This window comes from Catenulispora sp. GAS73 (assembly GCF_041262085.1).
Classification (GTDB): domain Bacteria; phylum Actinomycetota; class Actinomycetes; order Streptomycetales; family Catenulisporaceae; genus Catenulispora.
The window spans coordinates 284,499-304,984 of record NZ_JBGCCM010000007.1 but is presented as its reverse complement, the minus strand read 5'-3'; the positions used below and the strand labels follow the sequence as shown (position 1 = coordinate 304,984).

The following is a 20,486-nucleotide window of genomic DNA, read 5'->3' as shown; positions in this document are numbered from 1 at the left end:
CGGCGCGGTGGTTCGACCGCCTCGGATTCGGCCCGCACGCGGCCTGGGTCCTCGTCTGGAAGAGGTTGCGCGACGACCTCGCCGCGCGCCGCCTATTCTCGTCGCTCACGTCTGAATCGCGCGGGAGGAGTTCCGCACGCGTCGGTGAAGGCGCGGTAGAAGCGGCTGAGGGATCCGAATCCGGATGCCGCCGCCACTCGGCTCACCGGCAGATCGGTGGTCGCCAGCAGGCGACGGGCTTCGGCGAGTCGGTGCAGCTTGAGGTAGTCGCCGATCGTGGTGCGCACGACCTTGCGGAACTGGGTCATGGCGTACGTGGGATGTACATTCGCCGCGGCGGCTATTTCCATGATCGTGATCGGCTCGCGAAAGTGGGTGGCGATGTGCCGCACCATGGAGACGACTTGGCGTAGAGCCGGGTCGTCTCCGGTGTCCGGCCGCACGGGTTCTCCGAAGGTGCTCATGGTGAGGCGTCGGATGCGGGCCTCGATTTCGAGCATCGCGATCCGGCGTGGCTCGGCTTGCCCGGTGGCCAGGTCCGCGGCCCATTGGGTGAATTTCGCCTGGTCGGTCGCGTCGGCCCGGGACGGTGGGGAGATCGCGGGTACTCCGGAGAGCAGGTGGGTCACCAGGGGTTCGGGGAGGCCCCAGCTCAGGAAGCGGTCGAAGGGCAGGTGCAGCCAATGGACGCGCTCTGCCCTGTTCGCGATGAGCTGGTGGGGGATCGCGGCCCAGAAGACCACGATGCTTCCCCGCGCCACCTCCACGAGGCTGCCGCCGATCAGGTACAGCATCGGGCCGCCCTCGGCCACCAGGTTGACCTCGATGTCGTCGTGCCGATGCGGCGTTTTCATCAAAGTGGGACGCCCGGCCCAGCCGGCGAGGAACGAGGGCAGGTCGTCGATCGTGGCCTGAGGATCCAAGAAGTTCTCACTCCTCAATGGTGAAGACATCGCGCATCCGCAAACCCTACCGTCGCAGACGGACCGGTAGTTGATCGAGCCATTCGGACGTCCGCATCGCATTCTCGAACGTAACGGAGCATCGTCTTGTTTTCACTCGGCATCGTCGGAGCCGGCCAGTTCGCCGGTTCCTTCGCCCACCTCTGGCGTCTGCACCCGGGCGTCGGCGACATCTTCGTCACCGACCTTCTGGCGGACCGTGCCGCCAAACTCGTGGCCGACCACGACCTTGCCGGCACGGTCGCGTCATTCGAGGAGATGCTCGACTCGGACGTCGACGCGGTAGCCGTCTTCACCCAGCGCTGGACGCACGGCCCGCTCGTCGAGCAGGCGTTGCGGGCCGGCAAGCACGTCTACTCTTCGGTGCCGATGGCGATCACCGAGCAGGAGATCGCAGCCATCATCGCAGCTGTCGAAGACACCGGTCTGGTCTACATGATGGGCGAGACGAGCCACTACCACCCCGCAACCGTGTATGCCCGCGCACAGGTGGAGGCGGGGGCGTTCGGCCGGCTGTTCTACGCCGAGGGCGACTATGTCCACGACATGGACTGGGGGTTCTACGACGCCTACCGGTACAGCGGCGGTGAGAACTGGAAGTCCACGGCGAGCTATCCGCCGCTGCTCTATCCGACCCACTCCATCGGAGGCGTGCTCGGCGCCTGGCAGACACACGCCGTCAGCGTCTCGGCGATCGGCGTGGTCGACCAGCGTGGAGACGGGGTGTTCGATCGGGAGATCAGCCAGTTCGACAACGACTTCTCCAATGCGACCGGCTTGTTCGAGGTCGCCGGCGGCGGCAGTTTCCGCACGAACGAGTTCCGCAGGGTGGGTTACATCGGAAAGGAGTCCCGCTTCCGGTTCTTCGGCACCGAGGCGGTCTTCGAGCAGCTCGACTCGGTCAGCTTGTGGCAGGACAAGTCGGGCCGGCGGGACATCACCGAGCAGCTGGAACCGGCGCCGACCCTCAGCCCGGATGATCCGTCGCTGGCTCATCTGGCGCCAGAGCTGCGAGGTGCGTTCGCATCCGGCACGGCGCCGATCCACGACCGTTCCCGCCTGCCGCGCGAATTCGAGCACGCCGCCAACGGCCATGAGGGAAGCCACCACTTCCTCGCCGACGATTTCGTCACCGCCGTGACGACCGGGGCGTTGCCTCCGGTCAACGCCTGGACCGCGGCCCGCTACACCCTTCCGGGCATCATCGCGCATCAGTCCGCCCTGCAAGGCGGGGTGCGGCTGCCGATTCCGGACCACGGTGGCGGGCCCGCCTAGCAGCCCTTTCCGCGGTGAGCTGCGGACGGCGGCTACAGAACAGGATTCCCTTCGGTGACCAACGTGCATTCGTGCCTTCGGAAGGTTGCAGCTGATGTTCCTGCAGACAGGCTCTGCGCTTGAACGCCGTACTCAGAATGAGATCCTTCGCGTCGAGCCCTGGGGCGAACACGCGGTTCGGGTGCGTGCGGCGGCCGACGCCCTCGTCCCGGATCTCGACTGGGCCTTGGACTCACCCGTCGTGTCGGAGTCGGTGCGTGTCACCGTGCATGATGACGGCACGGCCCGGCTCGTCAACGGACGTATCACCGTCGAGGCCGACGCGGCGGGCAGGCTGCGCTTCCTGCGGAGCGCTGATTCTGGAGCCTCGGACTCAGACTTGGACTCGGACTCGGACACCCCGGCGCGCGAGCTGCTTGCCGACAAACGTCCGTACACCGCCAGTCCCGGTCCGCGGGTCCACTCACCACGCGGGGACGGCACGTACCAGGTCGAGCAGACCTTCGAGGCTTACGACGGCGAGCGGATCTTCGGCCTGGGCCAGCACCTGCACGGCGAGCTGGACCAGAAGGGCTGTGTCATAGCCCTGGTACAGGGCAACACGGTCGCGACGATCCCGTTCATGTACTCCTCGCGCGGCTACGGACTGCTGTGGAACAACCCCGCGATGGGCCGGGTGGAACTCGGCGCCGACGCCACCCGCTGGACAGCCGAGCAGTCCCGGCAGATCGATTACTGGATCACTGCCGGCGACACCCCCGCGGAGGTCATGGCAGCGTACGCCGACGCCACCGGGCATCCGCCGTTGCTCCCGGAGTGGGCAAGCGGATTCTGGCAGTCCAAACTGCGCTACCGCACCCAGGAGGAACTGCTGGAGGTAGCGCACGAGTACCGGCGCCGCGAGCTGCCGTTGTCGGGGATCCTGTGCGACTTCTTCCACTGGCCGAAGATGGGCGACTGGGACTTCGAGCGCGCCGAGTGGCCCGATCCGGCCGCGATGGTCGAGGAACTGAACGGGCTCGGCGTGAAGCTCGCCGTCTCGGTGTGGCCGACCGTCGAGGCGGACAGTGCCGGATTCGAGCCGCTGCGCGCGATCGACGGCCTGGTCCGGGACCGCTGCGGCGGTCTGCTGCGAAATCACTGGCCGTCCCGTGGCGACGGCGATCCATATGTGCCGATGGCGTACTTGGACCCCACCAATCCTGCGGCCCGCCGCCTGCTGTGGGAACGTCTGCGCACCTCGTACCACGAGATCGGCGTCGCAGCCTACTGGCTCGACGCCTGCGAGCCGGACCTGCCGCCAGACCTGGCCCGCCGGGCCGTCTACCAGGCGGGGCCGGGCATACAGGTGGGGAACACCTACGGTCTGTCGATGGCCCGGGCCGCAGCGGACGGGATGCGCGCGGCGGGCAATGACCGGCCGTTCGCCCTGATCCGCTCGGCCTGGGCCGGCAGCCAGCGCTACGGCGCCGCTCTGTGGTCCGGTGACATCGATCCGACGTTCGCGTCGCTGGCGACGCAGATCCGCGCGGGGCTGAACGTGGCCATGAGCGGCATCCCGTGGTGGAACACCGACATCGGCGGCTTCATGGGAGGCGACCCGCGGGATCCGGCGTACCGGGAGGTGCTGGTGCGGTGGTTCCAGTATGGAACGTTCCAGCCGATCATGCGCCTGCACGGCGACCGGGAACCCAACCAGTCGTTCAGTACGCGGATGACCGGAGGGCCGAACGAAGTCTGGTCCTACGGCGAGGAGGCGTACGCGATTCTGCGTGAACACCTGCTGCTGCGTGAACGCCTGCGACCGTACATACACCGGCTCGCGGAGGCGGCCCACCACACGGGTGCCCCGCCGATGAGGCCGCTGTTCTTCGAGTTCCCCGACGACGAGGCCGCCTGGAACGTGGACGACCAGTTCCTGCTCGGCCCCGATCTGCTGGTCGCTCCGGTCACCGAGCCCGGCGCCCGCAGCCGGCCGGTATATCTGCCGCGTGGCGCGCACTGGATCGACGCCGCCGGCGGCCAGCCTCACGAGGGCGGCCGGACGGTGGAGGTTCCCGCGCCGCTGGAACGGATTCCGGTCTTCGTACGTGCCGGTGCCGCACTGGCCGACGTTCGGGTCTACTGACCGGCGACAGTCGGCGCGGGAGGGCCAGACGCGCTCAGTCTCCGGATACGGAGCCACCCCGTATGGAAGCTGAGCGGTCTGTGGTTGGGTGGGCCCGCGACAACCGATTCGCCGTCGAGCCCACTACTTGAGCGCTACGCCACCTGAGTTGCGGTAGGCGATCGTCTTGCTGATCAGGTTTCCACCGTCGGTCTCGACCGTGGTCTGTTCCTGTTGCCCCGCGCCGAACAGCAGACCGGCGACGTGCGCGTTCGCCACCTGGCTCATGTGCGCGAAGAACCAGTCCACCTTGTCGTCCTGGTAATGATTGAGGGTGTTGTTCTGCGCCATGTTGCCCACGGGGATCTGCCACAGCACCACGGGCTTGCCCAGCGCTTCGGCCATCGTCTTGTAGAAGCCAAGGGCGGCGGCGGCCTTCTGGTCGGTCCAGAAGGTGTCGCGGGCCCCGTGCGCCGGCTCGGCGTACCAGCCCGCGTCCCGGTCCGAGACGTCGGTGACCAGGAAGTCGGCGTTCTGCGCGCCGAGGGCCTGGTAGTCCCTGATGCATCCGGCAGTTTCCGTCTGCCAGTCCCAGCAGGTGAGGTGGAGAGCCACGGCGGCGTTCGGCGCGTATTCGCGGGCCATGGCGACCAGGCAGTGGGCAAGTCCCGCGGCGCTGTTCTCCTGCGATCCGCAATCGGTCGGGTTCGCGGCCGAGACCTGCGCGGGCACCTGGTGCGGATTGCCGATTGAGCGGACGTAGCCCCAGAAGTCAGGTTCGAGGTCGATCATGTCGTTCCTGGTGCCGATCTTCTGAAGGAAGAACCGGTAGTCGTTCAGATACCGGGTGAGCAGGTCGACCCTGTTGATCGCCACGACCTCACCCGGGCCGTCGCCCTGGCCCGCCAGATCCCCGAGGTCGCGCAACGAGTACCAGTCCCAGAGCATCTTCTGCGGACGGGGGCTGCCCTTGTACGTCGCCTGAGCTGCATGGGACTCCGTCAACGTCAACTGGAAACCAGGCGCCGTGGTGTCACCGGTCCAGCAACCCCACCAACTCGACCACGAAGCCTGGCACAGCTTCGCCGTATAGGCGTCCGACGACGGCGCCGGCTGGCTGTGTATATAGGCATACTGCACGTCGAAAGGCGCGGCGTTCGCCGAGGCACCAGACATCGAACCGCCGATGAGTACCGTGCTACTGCCCATGAAGCGTCCCGTAAGGCCGCCACCGGGCGCAGGATGCGGAGCCGACGAGCCCGTGCTGCCGCTGGGCGTCTGACGGGGCGGAACATCGCCGCCCTTCGCGGGGGTCGTGCTGCCCGGTGCGTGGCTGGTGAGATTTGGACTGCTGCCGCTCTGCGCAGCCGGAGTCCCGGCAGAACTGCTCGACGTTCTCGGCATGGACGTGCCGCTGTCGCTCGTCCCGGTCGTCCCGGCCGTGGAGCTGGACGACACCGCCACCGCCTGCCGGTGAGGCGTGGTGGTGCCGACTACCGCGGTGACGACTCCGACCACCGCGACCACGGCGACCGCCGACCAGACACCGCGATGCGTGAACAACGGACGGTTACGACGCCTGCTCACTTCTCGTCCCCCTGTGACGGCTGGGCGGGACAACGACCGGCTGCGACCGCGGGCGCGGTCGCCATCAGCGCGGTGCGCCACAGGTGAGGTGGGTGGGCGAGGGGCATGTCTTGCTCTCTTCCGGCCAGTGCGTCTGAACCGGCCGTCTGGCCGGACGCCGTTGAGTGGCTCGGGAGGCCGAAAAGGTTGCCGCCGGCGCTATCGGAGAGCCTGGCGCAGGAACTGCTCGAACTGCGCCGGCGCCGAAAACATCGGGAAGTGGTCGGCCTCGGGAAGGAGCGTGAGGCTCGCATCAGGGGCCTGTTCCACTATTCGCTGGGCCCACAGCCGAGTGCTCTCGAAGTCGTGCCCGCCCACCAGAACGCTGATCGGAGTGCCGATCTCGCTGAAGCGGGTTTTGACTGGCGGGTCGAGTTCGAAGCCGAGGTAGTCCTCAAGCGTGAAGAAGTACGAGTTCGCGACCTGCAAGCCGATCATCTTGTGGCGCTCACGCGCGTCGAGCGCGGGGGCCCACGCATCGATGTCCACCTCGGCGGCGGCACGGATTCCGGCACCGGCCAGCACGCGCTCGCGGCGGGCGAAATGCTCCAGCATCTCCTTCCGCGCCACGGCTTCCGCCGGGCTCGGATCCGGGAACGCGCCGAACGTGCCGGCCACCGCGACAACCCGACGGGCCCTTTCCGGGTGCCGGTGGGCGAACCCGAGCGCGCGCCGCGCTCCGTCGGAGACCCCGAGCAGTACCGCGGATGACACACCGGCCGCGTCCATCACCGCGGCGACGTCCTCGATCTCGCTGTACGACTGCGTGCCGGGGGAAGAGAGCCCGGTGTCACGGTAGTCGAAGGTCGTGACCCGTGCGATGTCCGACAGCCACGAGACAGTCGTCTCCCACATCCGAAGATCGGCGGCGCCGGCGTTGATCAGGACTACGTCCTGGCCCTGACCGCGAGTCCGGCAGTACAGAAAACCGCCCGGGACATCGACGAACTTTTCGATCTCATCGCTCATGGCGGCATCCTGAGAGGCCGACGGCGACGACGTCAAGTCGCTCGCCCGCCGGCGTGATGCCGGATCGTGCCGAACCTGTCACGAAGACATGGGATGTTCAGCCGGTCGGAGGGCGCGTCGCTGTTGGGAAACACTGCTGTGACAGGGGAAATCGCTCCCCGATGGGTGAACCGTGCGATCCGGAAACCTCGATGACATCCCATGTCTGCTTGACAGAGGACAGAGATTGAGCCACCGTCTCCCTCCGGGATGTTAGCGCTAACTCCTTTCCCGTCAGGCTCATGGCAGACCCAGGAGACGGTATGAAAGCAAGCGCATGGAAACACCGCCGACTCGGCGGCCTCGGTGCCGCGATAGCAGTCGCACTCGGCGCGTTCATCGGGACCGCGGCCGCCACCGGCCCGGCTCACGCGGCGTCGCAGGGTCCGTGTGACATCTACGCGGCCGGCGGCACGCCCTGTGTGGCCGCGCATTCGACGACACGTGCGCTGTACGCGGCGTACAACGGCCCGCTGTACCAGGTGCGGCGCTCCTCGGACAACGCGACGGCCGACGTCGGCCTGCTGTCCGCCGGCGGGGTTGCCAACGCTTCCACGCAGGACTCGTTCTGCGCGGGCGCCAGCTGTGTGATCACTGTGATCTACGACCAGTCCGGGCGCGGCAACAACCTGACTCCGGCACCGGCCGGCGGGTACGTGCACACCCCTGACAGCCCCGCCAACGCCACCGCCGCACCGATCACCGTCGGCGGCCACAAGGCGTACGGCGCCTTCACCTCCACCGGGATCGGCTACCGCGACGACACCACCAACGGCGTCGCCACCGGGGACAACCCCGAGGGCGAGTACGACGTGGTGGACGGCACGCACTACAACAACGGGTGCTGTTTCGACTACGGCAACGCCGAGACCACCAACAACGACGACGGCAACGGCACCATGGAGGCGATCTACTTCGGCAACGCCTCCTACTGGGACACCGGCGCCGGCAACGGCCCGTGGATCATGGCCGACCTGGAGAACGGCCTGTTCTCCGGCTCCAACGTGAACAGCCCCAACCCGGGTGACACGACGATCAACTACCGGTTCACCACGGCGATGGTCAAGGGCGCGGCGAACCAGTGGGCGATCCGCGGCGGTAACGCGCAGTCCGGAAACCTGTCCACGTTCTACAGCGGGCCGCGTCCTGCCGGGTACAACCCGATGCACAAGGAAGGCGCGATCCTGCTCGGCATCGGCGGCGACAACAGCGACGGTGCGGCAGGGACCTTCTATGAGGGCGTGATGACGTCCGGCTATCCGTCCGACGCCACGGAAGCCGCGGTGCAGGCCAACATCAACGCCGCCGGATATTCCGCCGGCGGCGGAGGCAGCAGCACCGGCGCCTTGCACGCCGACGGCGCGAGCAAGTGCCTGGACGACCCGAACGGCACCACGGTCGCGGGGACGCAGCAGCAGATTTGGGGCTGCAACGGCCAGACGAACCAGACCTGGACGCACACCTCCTCGAACCAGCTGACCGTCACCAACAACGGCACGACGGACTGCTTGGACGCCTACGGTCAGGGAACCAGCGCCGGCACGAAGGTGATCATCTGGCCGTGCAGCGGCACCAGCAACCAGCAGTGGCAGTTCAACTCCAACGGCACGATCACCGGAGTGCAATCAGGGCTCTGTCTCGACGTGACCGGGGGATCCACCGCGAGCGGTGCCCTGGTCGAACTGTGGAACTGCAACGGCGGCAGCAACCAACAGTGGAACCTGGGATAGCGGCGGCGTAGCCGAAGCCGCCGCCGACGCGAACACCCATTTCGCCCGCGCGTTCGGCGAGTCCTTCAGCCTTCCCGTGGCCGACCCCGCAGTCTTCCGGCCACGGGAGGCTGGCATGCCGGTGCTGCCCGGGGCCGCTAGCGGCGATGAACGCTCCGTGCAGCGGGGCGTCGACGGAGGCGGAGAACCGCGATACCCGCCACCAGGAGTGCGGCAGGCGCACCGACCAGCGCGACCAGTGCGACCAGCGGGAGGCCGGAACCACCGGAACCACCCCCGGTGCCGGCGGGTGCCTGCGCGGTCGTTCCGTCGCCGTCTCGCGCCGCCGTGCTCGCCGGTGCGCTGCTCTTGGCAGTGAGCACGATGTCGTGGCCGGAGCCGCCGCGGTAGGTGATCTGGAACGTCACCCCGTCGGCGGCCAAGGTGGCACCCTCGGCGAGGCCTGCGAACGTGCCGGATGCTCCCTGGCCGGTCGAGTGGATCAGGGTGAACTGCTCGCCCGCGCTCACCGCTCCCGCCGGTTTGACGGCCAGCGCGCCGGACAGGTCAAGCGGGCCGTTGACGTTCAGCGCCGCGCCGTCGGCGTGCGGCGTCACCGCCAAGGTGGCGCCGGCGGCCACGGTCAGCCCCCCGGTGGTCGTCGTCGGGCCGCCGAGGGCGAGAACGCCCTGGTCGACCCGCCAAGCCCCGCCGGTCGTGGCGGTCGCGGCGAGGCTGAGCGTTCCGGCTCCGGTCTTGACCAGACCGCCGGAGCCGGTGATCGTCCCGCCGTAGGTTGTCGAGGCGGCGTCCGTGACCGTCAGGGTGTGCGTGCCGAGGACGACGGTGCCGGAGCCGCCTGCCAGGTTCTTGACCGTCTGGTCCGCGGCGGCGGAGACGTCGAACGTGCCGCCGTCCAGTGTCAGGCGGCTGCTGGAGCCGATGCCGCCGGAGCCGGGGCCGAGCGCGAGCGTGCCGGCGGTGATCGTGGTCGCGCCGGTGTAGGCCGTTGTGCCGGTCAGTGTGGTCCTGGCCGTACCGGACTGGGTGAGCGAGCCGGACCCGGTGATGCCGGACAGTGAGAGCGGCGTCGTGGTGTTGCGTGCGACCAGTGCGCCGTTGTCGTCGACGGCGTCCGCAGCGGTTGCGGTCAGCAGGGCACTGTCTCCGCCGGCCTTCCCCGTTCCCAGTAGGAGGGTCGCGCCGGTGCCGATGGTGGTGGTGCCGTGGTAGTTCTGCGGTGTGGCGAAGGTGACGGCGTTGCCCGGAGTCGGGCTCAGCGACACGGCCGCGTAGGCTGGCGTGCTCAGCGAGGCGTGGTACACGCCGCCTGATATCGGCGTGTCCAGGGTCACCGGTCCGTCGTAGTCGAAGGTCAGGCTGCCGTTTTTGTGGATGTTGATATAGGAGTCGGACGGTGTCGCGGGGAGGAAGAAGCGGTTCGTGGTCCCGTCGCCCCACTGGACGGTGGCGCCCTCGATGTTGATGCCCCGGAAGTTGACGGTGTGCGCGATCTGGCCGGTGTTCAGGGCCGGGTCGCTGAGTGCCGGGCTGGAGTCCCCTCCGGTGTCCGAGTAACTGTCGACGCCCGTCATCACGATCTTCCCGGCCTGCCAGGTGTGGTAGTTGATGTCGGTGCCGTAGTTCTGCTCGAAGAAGTCCTGCGGGACGGTGAGGGTGTAGTCCCGGGCGTAGAAGATCGCTGAGCCGTCGTTGAGGATGGCGCGGGCGTTCGGCAGCGCCATCCGGTACGAGGCGTCGCCGAAGCCGATCGCGGTGCCGACGCCGATCACCCCGCCAAACGGCTGGTCGCCGGCGAGGTCGAGTCTGGCCGGGGCGCTGCGCGGCTGCGAGACCACGCCGGAGCCGGAGATCGTGCCGAGATTGACGTCCGGGCCGCTCAGATCGAGTACCAGGGTGCCGTCGACCTTGATGTTGTCCTGGTTCAAGGCGAGGTTGATCTTCGGTAGGGAGTAGGGATAGCGCCCGATGACGCCGGTTGACCCGCCGGCGCCGTATTGGAGCGTCGCGCCGCGCTCGACGACGACCGTCGGCGGATCTGGATCGGCGACGATCGGGTAGGGCCAGTTGCCGCCGCTGGTGGTCACGCTCTGGTGCTGAAGGCTCGCGGGCAGCGTCAGGGTGCTGTTGCGGGTCAGCACCAGTGTGCCGGTGCCTGCGACGGTCAGCGTGCCCTGGCCGGAGAGGACTCCGTTGTAGGTCGTCGTCCCGGAAGGCAGGTTGATGACGGAGTCACCGTGCAGGGCGATGTCCTGCCCGGCGAGCACCTGGCCGGTGACGTCGGTGGGCCCGGACGCCCGCGCGGGTCCAGCCGGTGACAGTGTCGCCACCGCTGCGGCCAGGGCCAGGGCCGCCCCCACGCGGGCCGAAACCCTGACACGCAACACCATCACGCCGCTCCGTTCGCTCCGTCCGCTCCAATGTGCGACCACAGATAGCACGTGCGTGTTACCGGAACCAACCTGCGGGAAGCAACGCGCCCTCGCTGTTGACTGAGGTCCGACTCAGCGCTAGCTTCCCGCTCGGGAAAGTTTCTCGCATCAATCACGAAAACTTTCTCGGCGCTCCACTGCCCGTAGCTGCGCCGGACGCTGACTTACTTGACGGAGGAACCATGGGACACGCTCAACGACGACGAACCCGACGGCGGCTCGCCACCGTCATCGCCAGTGTCACCCTTCTCACCGGTACGGTCCTCGGCATCGGCACGCTCCCCGCAAGCGCGTCGGCCGCGCCCGACAGCACGACCCAGAGCGACAGCACCACCCTGCCCGCCCCCGACAATCCGGCGATGGACACGGTCGCGGCGATGCAGCCCAGCTGGAACCTGGGCAACACGCTGGACGCCATCCCGACCGAGACCTCCTGGGGCAACCCGCTGGTCACCAAGCAGCTGTTCGACACGCTGAAGGCCCAAGGCTTTCGCAGTGTCCGTATTCCGGTGACCTGGAGCGGCCACCAGTCCGCCACAGCGCCCTACGCCATCGACCCGGCCTGGATGGCCCGGGTCAAGCAGGTGGTCGACTGGGCGATCCAGGACGGCCTCTACGTCGATCTCAACGTCCATCACGACTCGTGGCAGTGGATCGAGTACATGCCCACTGATCACGACAACGTGCTGGCGTGCTTCAAGGCGACCTGGACCCAGATCGCGGCCGAGTTCAAGGACGAGCCGCACAAGCTGCTGTTCGAGAGCGTCAACGAGCCGCAGTTCAAGGACGCCTCCGGCGCGTCCGTCTCGGACGCCGTGAGCGAGCAGTGCCTGGACGAGCTGCAGACGGCCTTCTTCACCATCGTGCGTCACTCCGGCGGCCGCAACGACACCCGTGGCCTCATCCTCTTTCCGATCAACAACGATCAGAGCGGCCTGGACGGCCTGGCCGCCGAGATCGCCTCGCTTCACGACCCGTATCTCGTCGCAACGATCCACAACTACGGCTTCTGGCCGTTCACCGTGAACATCGCTGGATACGACACCTTCAACGCGCAGGTGCAGCAGGACATGCTGGACCTGTTCTCCCGGGCCTACAACGCCTTTGTCGCCAAGGGCGTCCCGGTCTACATGGGCGAGTACGGCACGTTCAAGTACCCGGACTACACCCATGACTACAACGCCATCGAGCCGGGCGAAGGCGACAAGTTCTTCGAGATGTTCGCCTACGAGGCGCGGATCAACCACGTCACCACCGCGCTGTGGGATCCCGGCAACTTCCTCAACCGCAGCACGTTCCAGCCCCGCGACCCGGCCCTGTGGACGCTGATCCAGTCGAGTTGGAAGACGCGCTCCGGAACGGCATCCACCGACCAGCTGTTCGTGCCCAAATCCGGCCCGATCACCGCGCGGACGATCGGCCTGAACCTCGACGGCACCACCTTCAAGGGGCTGAGCGCCGGTGACTGGAGCCTGGTCAAGGGCAGGGACTACGCCATCGACGGGGACCAGTTGACGCTGACCGCCGCGACCGTCGCCCGGCTGGCCGGCAACCAGGCGTACGGCGTCGACTCGACGCTGACGGTCCGGTTTTCCAGGGGCGTGCCGTGGACCGTCAACGTGCTCACGAACGGCCCGGTGACCCAGGCGGACGCGACCGGGGACACCACCGCCGGCCTGGCCATCCCCACCCAGTTCAACGGTGATGTGCCGGCGGAGATGGAAGCCAAGTACGCCGACGGCAGCGGCGCCGGACCGGCGTCCTGGACGACGTACCAGGAGTTCGGGGTCTCATTCGTTCCGAGCGCCTCGGGCAACACCATCACCATGACGCCTGCGTTCCTGCAGGCGATCAAAGACGGCGTTCCCGTGACGCTCACCTTCTACTACTGGAGCGGCGCCACCACGACGTACACCGTCACCAAAACGGGCACCACGGTCACCGGCTCCCACGCTTGAGAACCGAACCATGCGTCGAGGGACGGGGAGACTCCGTTGCCGCTTGACCCGTTCCTCGCCGCGAAGACGCGTCTCCTGGACGGCGTCACGTGGGAGACCGCGTACCGGGATCCGGACCACATGGCCCGGCTCACCGAGTTCCTCGCCGATCCCGCCGAATCGGCTGTGCCGGACGTCTCGATCGAGAACCGGCTGATCCCCGGACCCCACGGGGATATCAGTATCCGCATATACGGCTCCGGCAGCGCTGCCCGACGTGCCCTGATGTGGTTGCACGGCGGTGGATTCACCGGTGGCGACCTCGACATGCCGGAGGCGCACCGGGTGTCCGCCGAACTCGCTGCCCGCGCTGACGCGCTCGTGGTCTCCGTCGGCTATCGGCTCGCCACGGAAACCGTTCGGTACCCGGTCCCGGTCGACGACGTGCGGGCCGCGTGGCTGTGGCTCACCGAGGGCGAGGGCAGGGCGATGCTTCCGTCGGAGACGGTCGCGCTCGGTGGGGCCAGCGCCGGCGCGGCTTTGGCCCTGACCGCCGCGATCCGCTTACGCGACCAGGGTCGACGTCGTCCGGACCGGCTGCTTCTGGCCTATCCCTTCGTGCACTTCCCGGTCCCGGCGCTCTCCGGTGAAACCGCCGCCGAGATGTCCGGGCTGTCGCCGATACTGCGATCTCCTCCCGCGAACATCGAGGGCATGGTGCGCGGCTACGTCGGCCGTCTTGCCGGGCTTCCCTCCGACGCGTTGCCGGGGGCGGCGCTCCTCACCCGGCTCGCGCCGACCGCGATCGTGGTGGCCGAGTATGACGACCTTCGGCCCTCCGGCGAGCTCCTCGCGGTGCAGCTTGAAGAATCCGGCGTGCCCGTACAGAAGTATCTCGCCGCGGGCATGGTCCACGGACACCTCAATCGCGACCCCAGCCTCGCGGAAGTCGACCGGACCCTCGATTTTCTCGCCGCGGTGCTCGCCGGCTGATGCCCGGTAGGGATTCGTCATTGGTCTGAAACTTTCGACGATCAATACGCGAGGTCACTGCTGAAGACAGTGGCAGGAGCGACGGGCGCGTCGAGAGTACGAAACATTGATTGTTCCCTCTAGATCAGGCTCATACCATCCTCCCCGAACGCATGCCTCGAATCGGTTCGATGGAGTGTGAGAGATGAGAGAGCGCAGAGCCGCCTTCGGGCCGGCCGCACTCACCGTGCTTGTGGTCGCCTTGCTCAGTGCCCTGGTGACCTACGGAAGCTTCAGCGCGGCTGCGGCGTCGTCGCCGGGGGCGGCACTCGCCGCGCCTGCGGCGGCGTCCGCCGGCTGCGGCAAAACCCCGACCCTGGCCAGCGGTACGCACACGATCCAGAGCAGCGGCCAGACCCGCAGTTACATTCTGCGGTTGCCCACCGGCTACGACAGCAGCCATCCCTATCGGTTGGTCTTCGGGTTCCACTGGGTCGGCGGGACGATGAACGACGTCGACTCCGGCGGGACCGACGGCTACAACTGGTCCTACTACGGCCTGCGGAAGCTGGCTGACGCCGCCGGGAACGGCACCATCTTCGTCGCGCCGCAGGGCAACAACAACGGCTGGGCCAACCCGGGCGGCCAGGATGTGACGTTCGTTGACGACATGCTCAACCAGTTCGAGTCAGGGCTTTGCGTCGACACCGGGCAGATCTTCTCCTCAGGCTTCAGCTACGGCGGCTCGATGACCTACGCCTTGGCTTGCGCCCGGCCGACGGTCTTCCGCGCGGTCGCCGTCTACTCCGGTGCGAACCTGAGTGGCTGCGCCGGCGGCACGCAGCCGGTGGCGTACATCGGCCTGCACGGCATCCGGGACAACGTGCTGCCGATCGCGAACGGTCGGGCGCTGCGGGACACGTTCGTCCGCAACAACCAGTGCACGCCGCAGAATCCGCCGGAGCCGGCGTACGGCAGCCTGACGCACATCGTCACCGCCTACTCCGGATGCAAGCCCGGGTATCCGGTCGTCTGGGCCGCCTTCGATGGAGCCGGTCACGATCCCGGTCCGATCGACGGTAGTACCGGCGACGGCTGGCACACCTGGACCTCGGGCGTGGTCTGGAACTTCTTCACGCAGTTCCAGTCCGGACCGCCGCCGACCTCGCCGAGCAGCACGCCCAGCACCACCCCGAGCACCACGCCCCCCGGAGGCGGTACCGGGGCTCTGCACGCGGTGGGCGCGGGCAGGTGCCTGGACGACCCGAACTCGGCCACCACCCAGGGGACCCAGCAGCAGATCTACGACTGCAACGGGCAGGCGAACCAGACCTGGACGCGGACCTCGTCCGGACAGCTCTCCGTCACGGTCGGCGGCACCACGCTGTGCCTGGACGCCAACGCCCAGGGCACGACCAACGGCACCAAGGCGATCCTGTGGTCTTGCAACGGCCAGTCCAACCAACAGTGGGCTTTCAACACCAACGGCACCGTCACCGGAGCCCAGTCAGGACTCTGCCTGGACGTCACCGGCGCCTCCACCGCCAACGGCGCCTTGGTCGAACTGTGGACGTGTAACGGTCAAAGCAATCAGCAGTGGACGCTGAGCTGAACACACCGTCCGCCTGGCGACGACGGCTGCGCAAGCCGTAGCCCCGAGACGAGAACCGTTGCCGCGGCGACACCAAGTCGCCGCGGCAAATGTCTCAACGGCACCGTGCTGTGACCGTTGATGTGGCTCATCCGCCGAGTGCGACGACCATCGATCTTTGCGCCCCACAATGGATCGACGCGCTGGACGGCAGATCGACGCTCGACCGGCCGACGGCGAACTCGTACTCACCCGGCTCCACAAGGAACGCGCCGCTCTCCTCCGACCAGTACGCCAACTGGTCCGCCGGGACCGCGAAGGTGACGGTGCGTGATTCGCCCGGGGCCAGCTCGATCCGCTCGAAGCCCTGTAGGCGGCGCAGGGGAGTGGGCATCGAGGCCTCAAGGGCATGCGAGTAAAGCTGCACGACTTCCTGCCCTGCGGTCGTACCGCTGTTGGTGATCTGCGCCTCAGCCAATATCGTGAGGGTCCCCAGCTGATCTTCGCGGGCCGTCAGTATGAGGTCGCCGTACTCGAAAGTCGTGTACGACAGGCCGTGTCCGAAGGCGTAGAGGTGCTCCCGCTGCGAGTACTGGTATGTCCAGCCCGAGCCGATGACGTCGTAGTCGTCCGGGGCGGGCAGGTCGGTGTCGGAGGCGTACCAGGTCTGCGGCAGCCGGCCGGCCGGGTTGTGGGTGCCGGTCAGGACGTCGGCGACGGCGTTGCCCAGTTCCTGGCCGCCGTGTGCGGTCCAAACGATCGAGGGCACGTGGCGTGCCGCCCAGCCGATCGCGTACGGATAGCTCGACACCAGGACGAGTGTGGTGTTCGGGTTCGCCTGGACGACCGCGCGCAGCAGCGCCTCCTGGTCCGCCGGCAGCGCGAGTCCGTCGCGGTCGATCGTCTCGCGTCCGTTGATGTGCGGGTCGTTGCCCAGCACCACGACCGCGTGGTGGGCCGAGGCGGCCGCGGCGACGGCCTGGTTGATACCGGAGGTGAGGGTCTCGATCAAGAATGCCGTCGCGTCCTCGGCGGTGGCGGCGTCCGCGACGAGGCGGCCGTCGTCCCCGACGCGCAGGTAGCGGCCGCTGGCGTTCGAGCGCACGAAGGTCTGTCCGTGGGTGGCGGGGTGGAACTCCCACAGCTCCTTGACCACCCAGCCGTCCGGCGTCGCGGCGTCGGCCAGTACCTCGGTGTCGCCGTCGCCGGTGAGCGTCAGGTACTTGCCGTTCTCCACCGCCTGCAGGGTGCGCACCGGGACCGGGCACTGGACGCTCGTGCCCCAGTCCTGGTGGCAGAACGGCCCGAACACCGTCTCGCCGACCCGCAGGGAGACGACGTCGCCGCCGTCCACCGCGGTCACGGCCCGGTCGCCGAACGCTGTCCGCAAGCCGTCGGCGATGCTGACCGCATAGGGGAGGGAGCCGCTGTACCAGTCGGTCAGCACCCTGTTTCCCAGGTGCCCGATGACTGCGACTGCCGCTCTCCCGTCATCCGGTTCCGGACCGGGCTGGGTCAACGGCGGCGCCCCGCCCTCGTTCTTGAGCAGGACGATCGCGGCGCGAGCAGCCTCCAGTGCCAGCGCGTTGTGGGCCGGGCTGCTGATGACGTCGGCACGGATTCCCGCATAGGGGTCTGTCTCAGGGTCGAACTCACCGGTCGCAGCCCGCATCGCCAGCACCCTGGAGACGGCCGCGTCGATGTCAGCCTCGGTGATCAGGCCCTTCTCCAGGGCGGCGGTGAACCGCTCGATGGTCAACCGCGAGTCCGGGCCGTCGGTGAAGCTGTCCACACCGGCTTTGAGCGCGGCCGCGTGGGACTCCTCATGGGTGGCGAAGTATTTCTCGCGATCGACCAGGTTCGACGGGGCCTGGGCGTCGGAGCAGACGACCAGCTCCGGGTTCCACGCGCGCAGGGCCGTGTTGATCAGGGGGTGGACATGGTTGGGGATGCCGTTGGTGAGGTTGTACCCGGGCATCACCCCGGCGGCGACCCCGGCCTCGATCGGGCCGCGGAAGGCGGGGAGTTCGTACTCGTGCAGGACGCGCGGGGGCACCTCGATGTCGATGATGTCCCGGTCGGTCTCGACGTTGTACGCCAGGAAGTGCTTGAGCACCGGGGTGGTGCGCCAGATCGCCGGGTGGTCGCCGCGCAGCCCGCGGCAGTAGGCGGTGGCCAGTTCGGCGGTGGCGAGCGGGTCCTCGCTGTAGCCCTCCTCGTTGCGGCCCCACCGGGGGTCGCGCAGCAGGTTCACCACCGGGGCCCAGACGTTGAGCGAGATCATCGGGGGCTTCTCGGCCATGCTGCTGGACTGGAAGGCGTTCCCGGTGTCCTGACGGAAAGCCCGCACCTCCGTGGAGACGGCCTCTCCGACGCGGCGAATCAGGGCCCGGTCCCAGGTGGCGCCGAGGCCGATCGCCTGCGGGAACACGGTGGCGCGCCCGATCCAGGCCACCCCGTGCAGGGCTTCGCAGCCGGTGCGGAACGCGGCCAGGCCGAGGCGCTCGATCGCGGGCTGCTGCTGGTGGAGGAGCGCGATCTTCTCGGTCACGGACAGTCGCGCGAGCAAGGCGGCGGCCTTCGCGGCGGCGTCGGGGACTTCAGTCACGGGACGACCTTTTCGTCGGCGGCGGTGCGAGCACCGGCGGGGGAACGTTACACAGCTTCGGCCCGCGCGGAGGGCCGAGATGCCGAGCCGCCGGCGAGTCGAAGCGCTTCGAAAGTCCCACCTGTCGCCACCCCTGTCAACCCTGAAGGGCTGGAAGTCCGTAATGTATTGGCAGCTCAGTGTGGTTTAGACCAGGTCGCTTCCCTGCCCTTCTTTGAAGATCGTGACAGAGAGATGGGATGTATAGGGCCGCCACCGATACCGAAACGTGACCATCAACCCTTGCGTCACTCATCATGCTGACTTAACCTCATCGCAATATTGAAGCGCTTCGACAGTCAGTCCTCGCAGTTGCACTTCGGCGTACAGCCCGCACAGCGACAGCCCGACTACTCGTATCCGCGGACCGGACACCGGGCCGACTTCCACCGGCGTGTGTCAAGGGTCGCGAATCATCTCGTTGACTGGAGATTCCCATGTCGAGCACCAACGCGTTCACTCGACGCGGCTTCCTCTCGGCCTCCGCCGCCGTCGGCGGCGCGATAGCTGCCTCGCCCCTGCTGGCCGCCTGCGGCAACAACGCCGGCAAGGGCGGGGCGAGCACCAAGGCCGGCATCCAGGCGGTACTTCCGACGTTCAGGCCGCTGACCAACGGGGTCACGCCGGACTTCCCGTCGGTGCAAGGAGCCAACGGGGCTCTCACCAACCCCGGCTTCCTGAAGTACCCGACCTCCCTGCCGAAGACCGTGACCGGCCAGGTCGGCTCCGGCGGCACCTACACCGGGGTCGCACCGTCCTGGAACCCGATCCCGCCGTCCGGCAACTCCTACTACGACGCCGTCAACAAGGCCCTGGGCGCGACCTTCAAGCCGGAGCCGGGCAACGGCAACACCTACAACACGATCATCCCGCCGCTGATCGCGGCGAACAAGCTGCCGGACTGGCTGCAGGTCCCCGGCTGGATGGTCTCCACGTTCAACATCGGCGGCCTGGTCGGGACCAGGCTCGCCGACCTCACGCCCTACCTCGGCGGCGACGCCGTCCTGGAGTACCCCAACCTGGCCGCGATCCCCACCGGCGGCTGGCAGTGCGGGGTGTGGAACAACCGGCTCTACGGCATCCCGTGCCACACCGACGGCATGGGCACCGCCGGCGCGTTGTTCTACCGCAAGGATCTGTTGGACGCCAAGGGGATCACTCCCGCGGTGAAGACCGCGGACGACTTCAAGGCGCTGGGCCAGGAGCTCAACGACCCCAAGGGCGGCGTGTGGGCCTTCGACGAGATGCGGGTGTACCTGTACCAGGTGTTCAAGGTGCCGTTGAACAACTGGTACATGAACAACGGAAAGGTCGCGACCGCCTACGACCACCCGCAGCTGCTGGAGTGCCTGGACTACTGCGCGCAGTTGGCGAAGGCCGGGCTGGTCCACCCCGACGCGCTGGCCGGTGTCAGCGCCAGCCCCAGCCGGTTCGAGGCCGGCAAGACGCTGATCGAAGGCGGCGGGCTGGGTGCTTGGAACGACGGCGACGCCAAGCAGGGCATCGCGGGGAAGCCGGGATACCAGCGGCAGGCGTTCCCGCTGTTCTCCAATGACGGGTCGACCCCCACCATCGGTCTGGTCGGGTCCTCCGGCTGGGTCAGCTACCTGAACAAGAACCTGAGCCCGGACCAGATCAAGGAATGCCTGCGCATCGCGAACTACTTCGCCGCGCCGTTCGGATCGTACGAGTACAACCTCATCAACTTCGGTGTCGAAGGCGTGCACTACACGATGAGCCCGGACGGCCCGGTGCGCACCGCCGAGGGCTCCAACACCGCCGCCGACCAGATCTACAACTTCTTCGGCAGCGCGCAGCAAACGCTCTACAACGCCGGATACCCGGACGTCACCAAGGCCAACGCGGCCTGGTACGCCGACGTCGTCAAGTACGCGTACCCGGTGCTGTTCCGGAACCTGAACATCACCGTGCCGGACCAGTACTCGAAGATCGCCGCCGGCACCGAAGTGGAGGACGCGGCGCAGGCGGTGGCGCACGGCAAGCAGCCGATGTCCCACTACCAGGACGCTGTCGCCACATGGAAGAAGAGCGGCGGGGACGCACTGGCCACCTGGTACCAGCAGAACGTCGTCGACAAGGGCCTGAGCTAGACGGGCTCCGGCCTTGGGCCCGGTCGCCAGGCGCGCTTGAGGGAGCGTCGTCGCGGCGGCCGGGCCCCGCGTGACGGCAGACGGATCA

13 protein-coding genes are annotated in these 20,486 nt (G+C 67.9%); 8 read left to right on the top strand and 5 right to left on the bottom strand.

Translation table 11 applies throughout. The features are described from left to right. Nucleotides 1–92: 92 nt before the first annotated feature. A complete protein-coding gene (locus ABH935_RS13260) occupies nt 93–923 on the bottom strand; it encodes a helix-turn-helix domain-containing protein (RefSeq protein ID WP_370378159.1) in 831 nt (276 codons plus the stop codon). 126 nt (nt 924–1,049) lie between these two features. Between ABH935_RS13260 and ABH935_RS13255 the strand changes: the two genes are divergently transcribed. Beyond that, a complete protein-coding gene (locus ABH935_RS13255; RefSeq protein WP_370378158.1) occupies nt 1,050–2,237 on the top strand; it encodes a Gfo/Idh/MocA family protein in 1,188 nt (395 codons plus the stop codon). A 94-nt stretch (nt 2,238–2,331) separates the two neighbouring features. Next, complete coding sequence (locus tag ABH935_RS13250) at nt 2,332–4,365, top strand: TIM-barrel domain-containing protein (RefSeq protein ID WP_370378157.1); 2,034 nt, start codon at nt 2,332–2,334, stop codon at nt 4,363–4,365. A gap of 123 nt (nt 4,366–4,488) precedes the next feature. Here the strand turns inward: ABH935_RS13250 and ABH935_RS13245 are convergent, their stop codons facing one another. Then, entirely contained in the window at nt 4,489–5,553 is a 1,065-nt protein-coding gene (locus ABH935_RS13245; RefSeq protein ID WP_370378156.1) for a hypothetical protein, read from the bottom strand. Nucleotides 5,554–5,680: 127 nt separating this feature from the next. On the opposite strand from ABH935_RS13245, the gene ABH935_RS13240 reads away from it, so the two are divergent. Next, nucleotides 5,681–5,821, top strand: coding sequence for a hypothetical protein (locus tag ABH935_RS13240; RefSeq protein WP_370378155.1), 141 nt, complete (start codon nt 5,681–5,683; stop codon nt 5,819–5,821). Between the two features lie 308 nt (nt 5,822–6,129). On the opposite strand, the gene ABH935_RS13235 is transcribed toward ABH935_RS13240, so the two are convergent. Next, entirely contained in the window at nt 6,130–6,939 is an 810-nt protein-coding gene (locus ABH935_RS13235) for an alpha/beta fold hydrolase (RefSeq protein ID WP_370378154.1), read from the bottom strand. 302 nt (nt 6,940–7,241) lie between these two features. Here ABH935_RS13235 and ABH935_RS13230 point away from each other — a divergent pair, with 302 nt between their 5' ends. Further along, the gene (locus tag ABH935_RS13230; RefSeq protein WP_370378153.1) at nt 7,242–8,708 is read left to right on the top strand and encodes an arabinofuranosidase catalytic domain-containing protein; all 1,467 of its coding nucleotides are present in this window, start codon (nt 7,242–7,244) and stop codon (nt 8,706–8,708) included. A 137-nt stretch (nt 8,709–8,845) separates the two neighbouring features. Here the strand turns inward: ABH935_RS13230 and ABH935_RS13225 are convergent, their stop codons facing one another. Continuing rightward, the gene (locus tag ABH935_RS13225) at nt 8,846–11,098 is read right to left on the bottom strand and encodes an autotransporter-associated beta strand repeat-containing protein (protein ID WP_370378152.1); all 2,253 of its coding nucleotides are present in this window, start codon (nt 11,096–11,098) and stop codon (nt 8,846–8,848) included. A gap of 224 nt (nt 11,099–11,322) precedes the next feature. On the opposite strand from ABH935_RS13225, the gene ABH935_RS13220 reads away from it, so the two are divergent. The 3 genes from ABH935_RS13220 (at nt 11,323) to ABH935_RS13210 (ending at nt 15,661) form a co-directional block, all read left to right on the top strand. Next, on the top strand, nt 11,323–13,098 hold the full coding sequence (locus tag ABH935_RS13220; protein WP_370378151.1) for a cellulase family glycosylhydrolase: 1,776 nt from the start codon (nt 11,323–11,325) through the stop codon (nt 13,096–13,098). 36 nt (nt 13,099–13,134) lie between these two features. Then, entirely contained in the window at nt 13,135–14,070 is a 936-nt protein-coding gene (locus tag ABH935_RS13215; RefSeq protein WP_370378150.1) for an alpha/beta hydrolase fold domain-containing protein, read from the top strand. A gap of 184 nt (nt 14,071–14,254) precedes the next feature. Then, on the top strand, nt 14,255–15,661 hold the full coding sequence (locus ABH935_RS13210; RefSeq protein ID WP_370378149.1) for a ricin-type beta-trefoil lectin domain protein: 1,407 nt from the start codon (nt 14,255–14,257) through the stop codon (nt 15,659–15,661). 127 nt (nt 15,662–15,788) lie between these two features. Here ABH935_RS13210 and ABH935_RS13205 read toward each other — a convergent pair whose 3' ends face one another. Further along, nucleotides 15,789–18,248 carry a beta-glucosidase gene (locus ABH935_RS13205; protein ID WP_370378148.1) on the bottom strand — a complete coding sequence of 820 codons (2,460 nt, stop codon included), beginning with the start codon at nt 18,246–18,248 and terminating at the stop codon, nt 15,789–15,791. 476 nt (nt 18,249–18,724) lie between these two features. On the opposite strand from ABH935_RS13205, the gene ABH935_RS13200 reads away from it, so the two are divergent. Further along, complete coding sequence (locus ABH935_RS13200) at nt 18,725–20,398, top strand: hypothetical protein (protein WP_370378147.1); 1,674 nt, start codon at nt 18,725–18,727, stop codon at nt 20,396–20,398. Nucleotides 20,399–20,486: the final 88 nt, after the last annotated feature.

Coding starts and splice junctions, on each gene's coding strand:
- ABH935_RS13210 (WP_370378149.1), top strand. CDS start 14,255: ATGAGAGAGCGCAGAGCCGCCTTCGGGCCGGCCGCACTCACCGTGCTT.
- ABH935_RS13220 (WP_370378151.1), top strand. CDS start 11,323: ATGGGACACGCTCAACGACGACGAACCCGACGGCGGCTCGCCACCGTC.
- ABH935_RS13245 (WP_370378156.1), bottom strand. CDS start 5,553: ATGGGCAGTAGCACGGTACTCATCGGCGGTTCGATGTCTGGTGCCTCG.
- ABH935_RS13250 (WP_370378157.1), top strand. CDS start 2,332: ATGTTCCTGCAGACAGGCTCTGCGCTTGAACGCCGTACTCAGAATGAG.
- ABH935_RS13235 (WP_370378154.1), bottom strand. CDS start 6,939: ATGAGCGATGAGATCGAAAAGTTCGTCGATGTCCCGGGCGGTTTTCTG.
- ABH935_RS13200 (WP_370378147.1), top strand. CDS start 18,725: ATGTCGAGCACCAACGCGTTCACTCGACGCGGCTTCCTCTCGGCCTCC.
- ABH935_RS13225 (WP_370378152.1), bottom strand. CDS start 11,098: ATGGTGTTGCGTGTCAGGGTTTCGGCCCGCGTGGGGGCGGCCCTGGCC.
- ABH935_RS13230 (WP_370378153.1), top strand. CDS start 7,242: ATGAAAGCAAGCGCATGGAAACACCGCCGACTCGGCGGCCTCGGTGCC.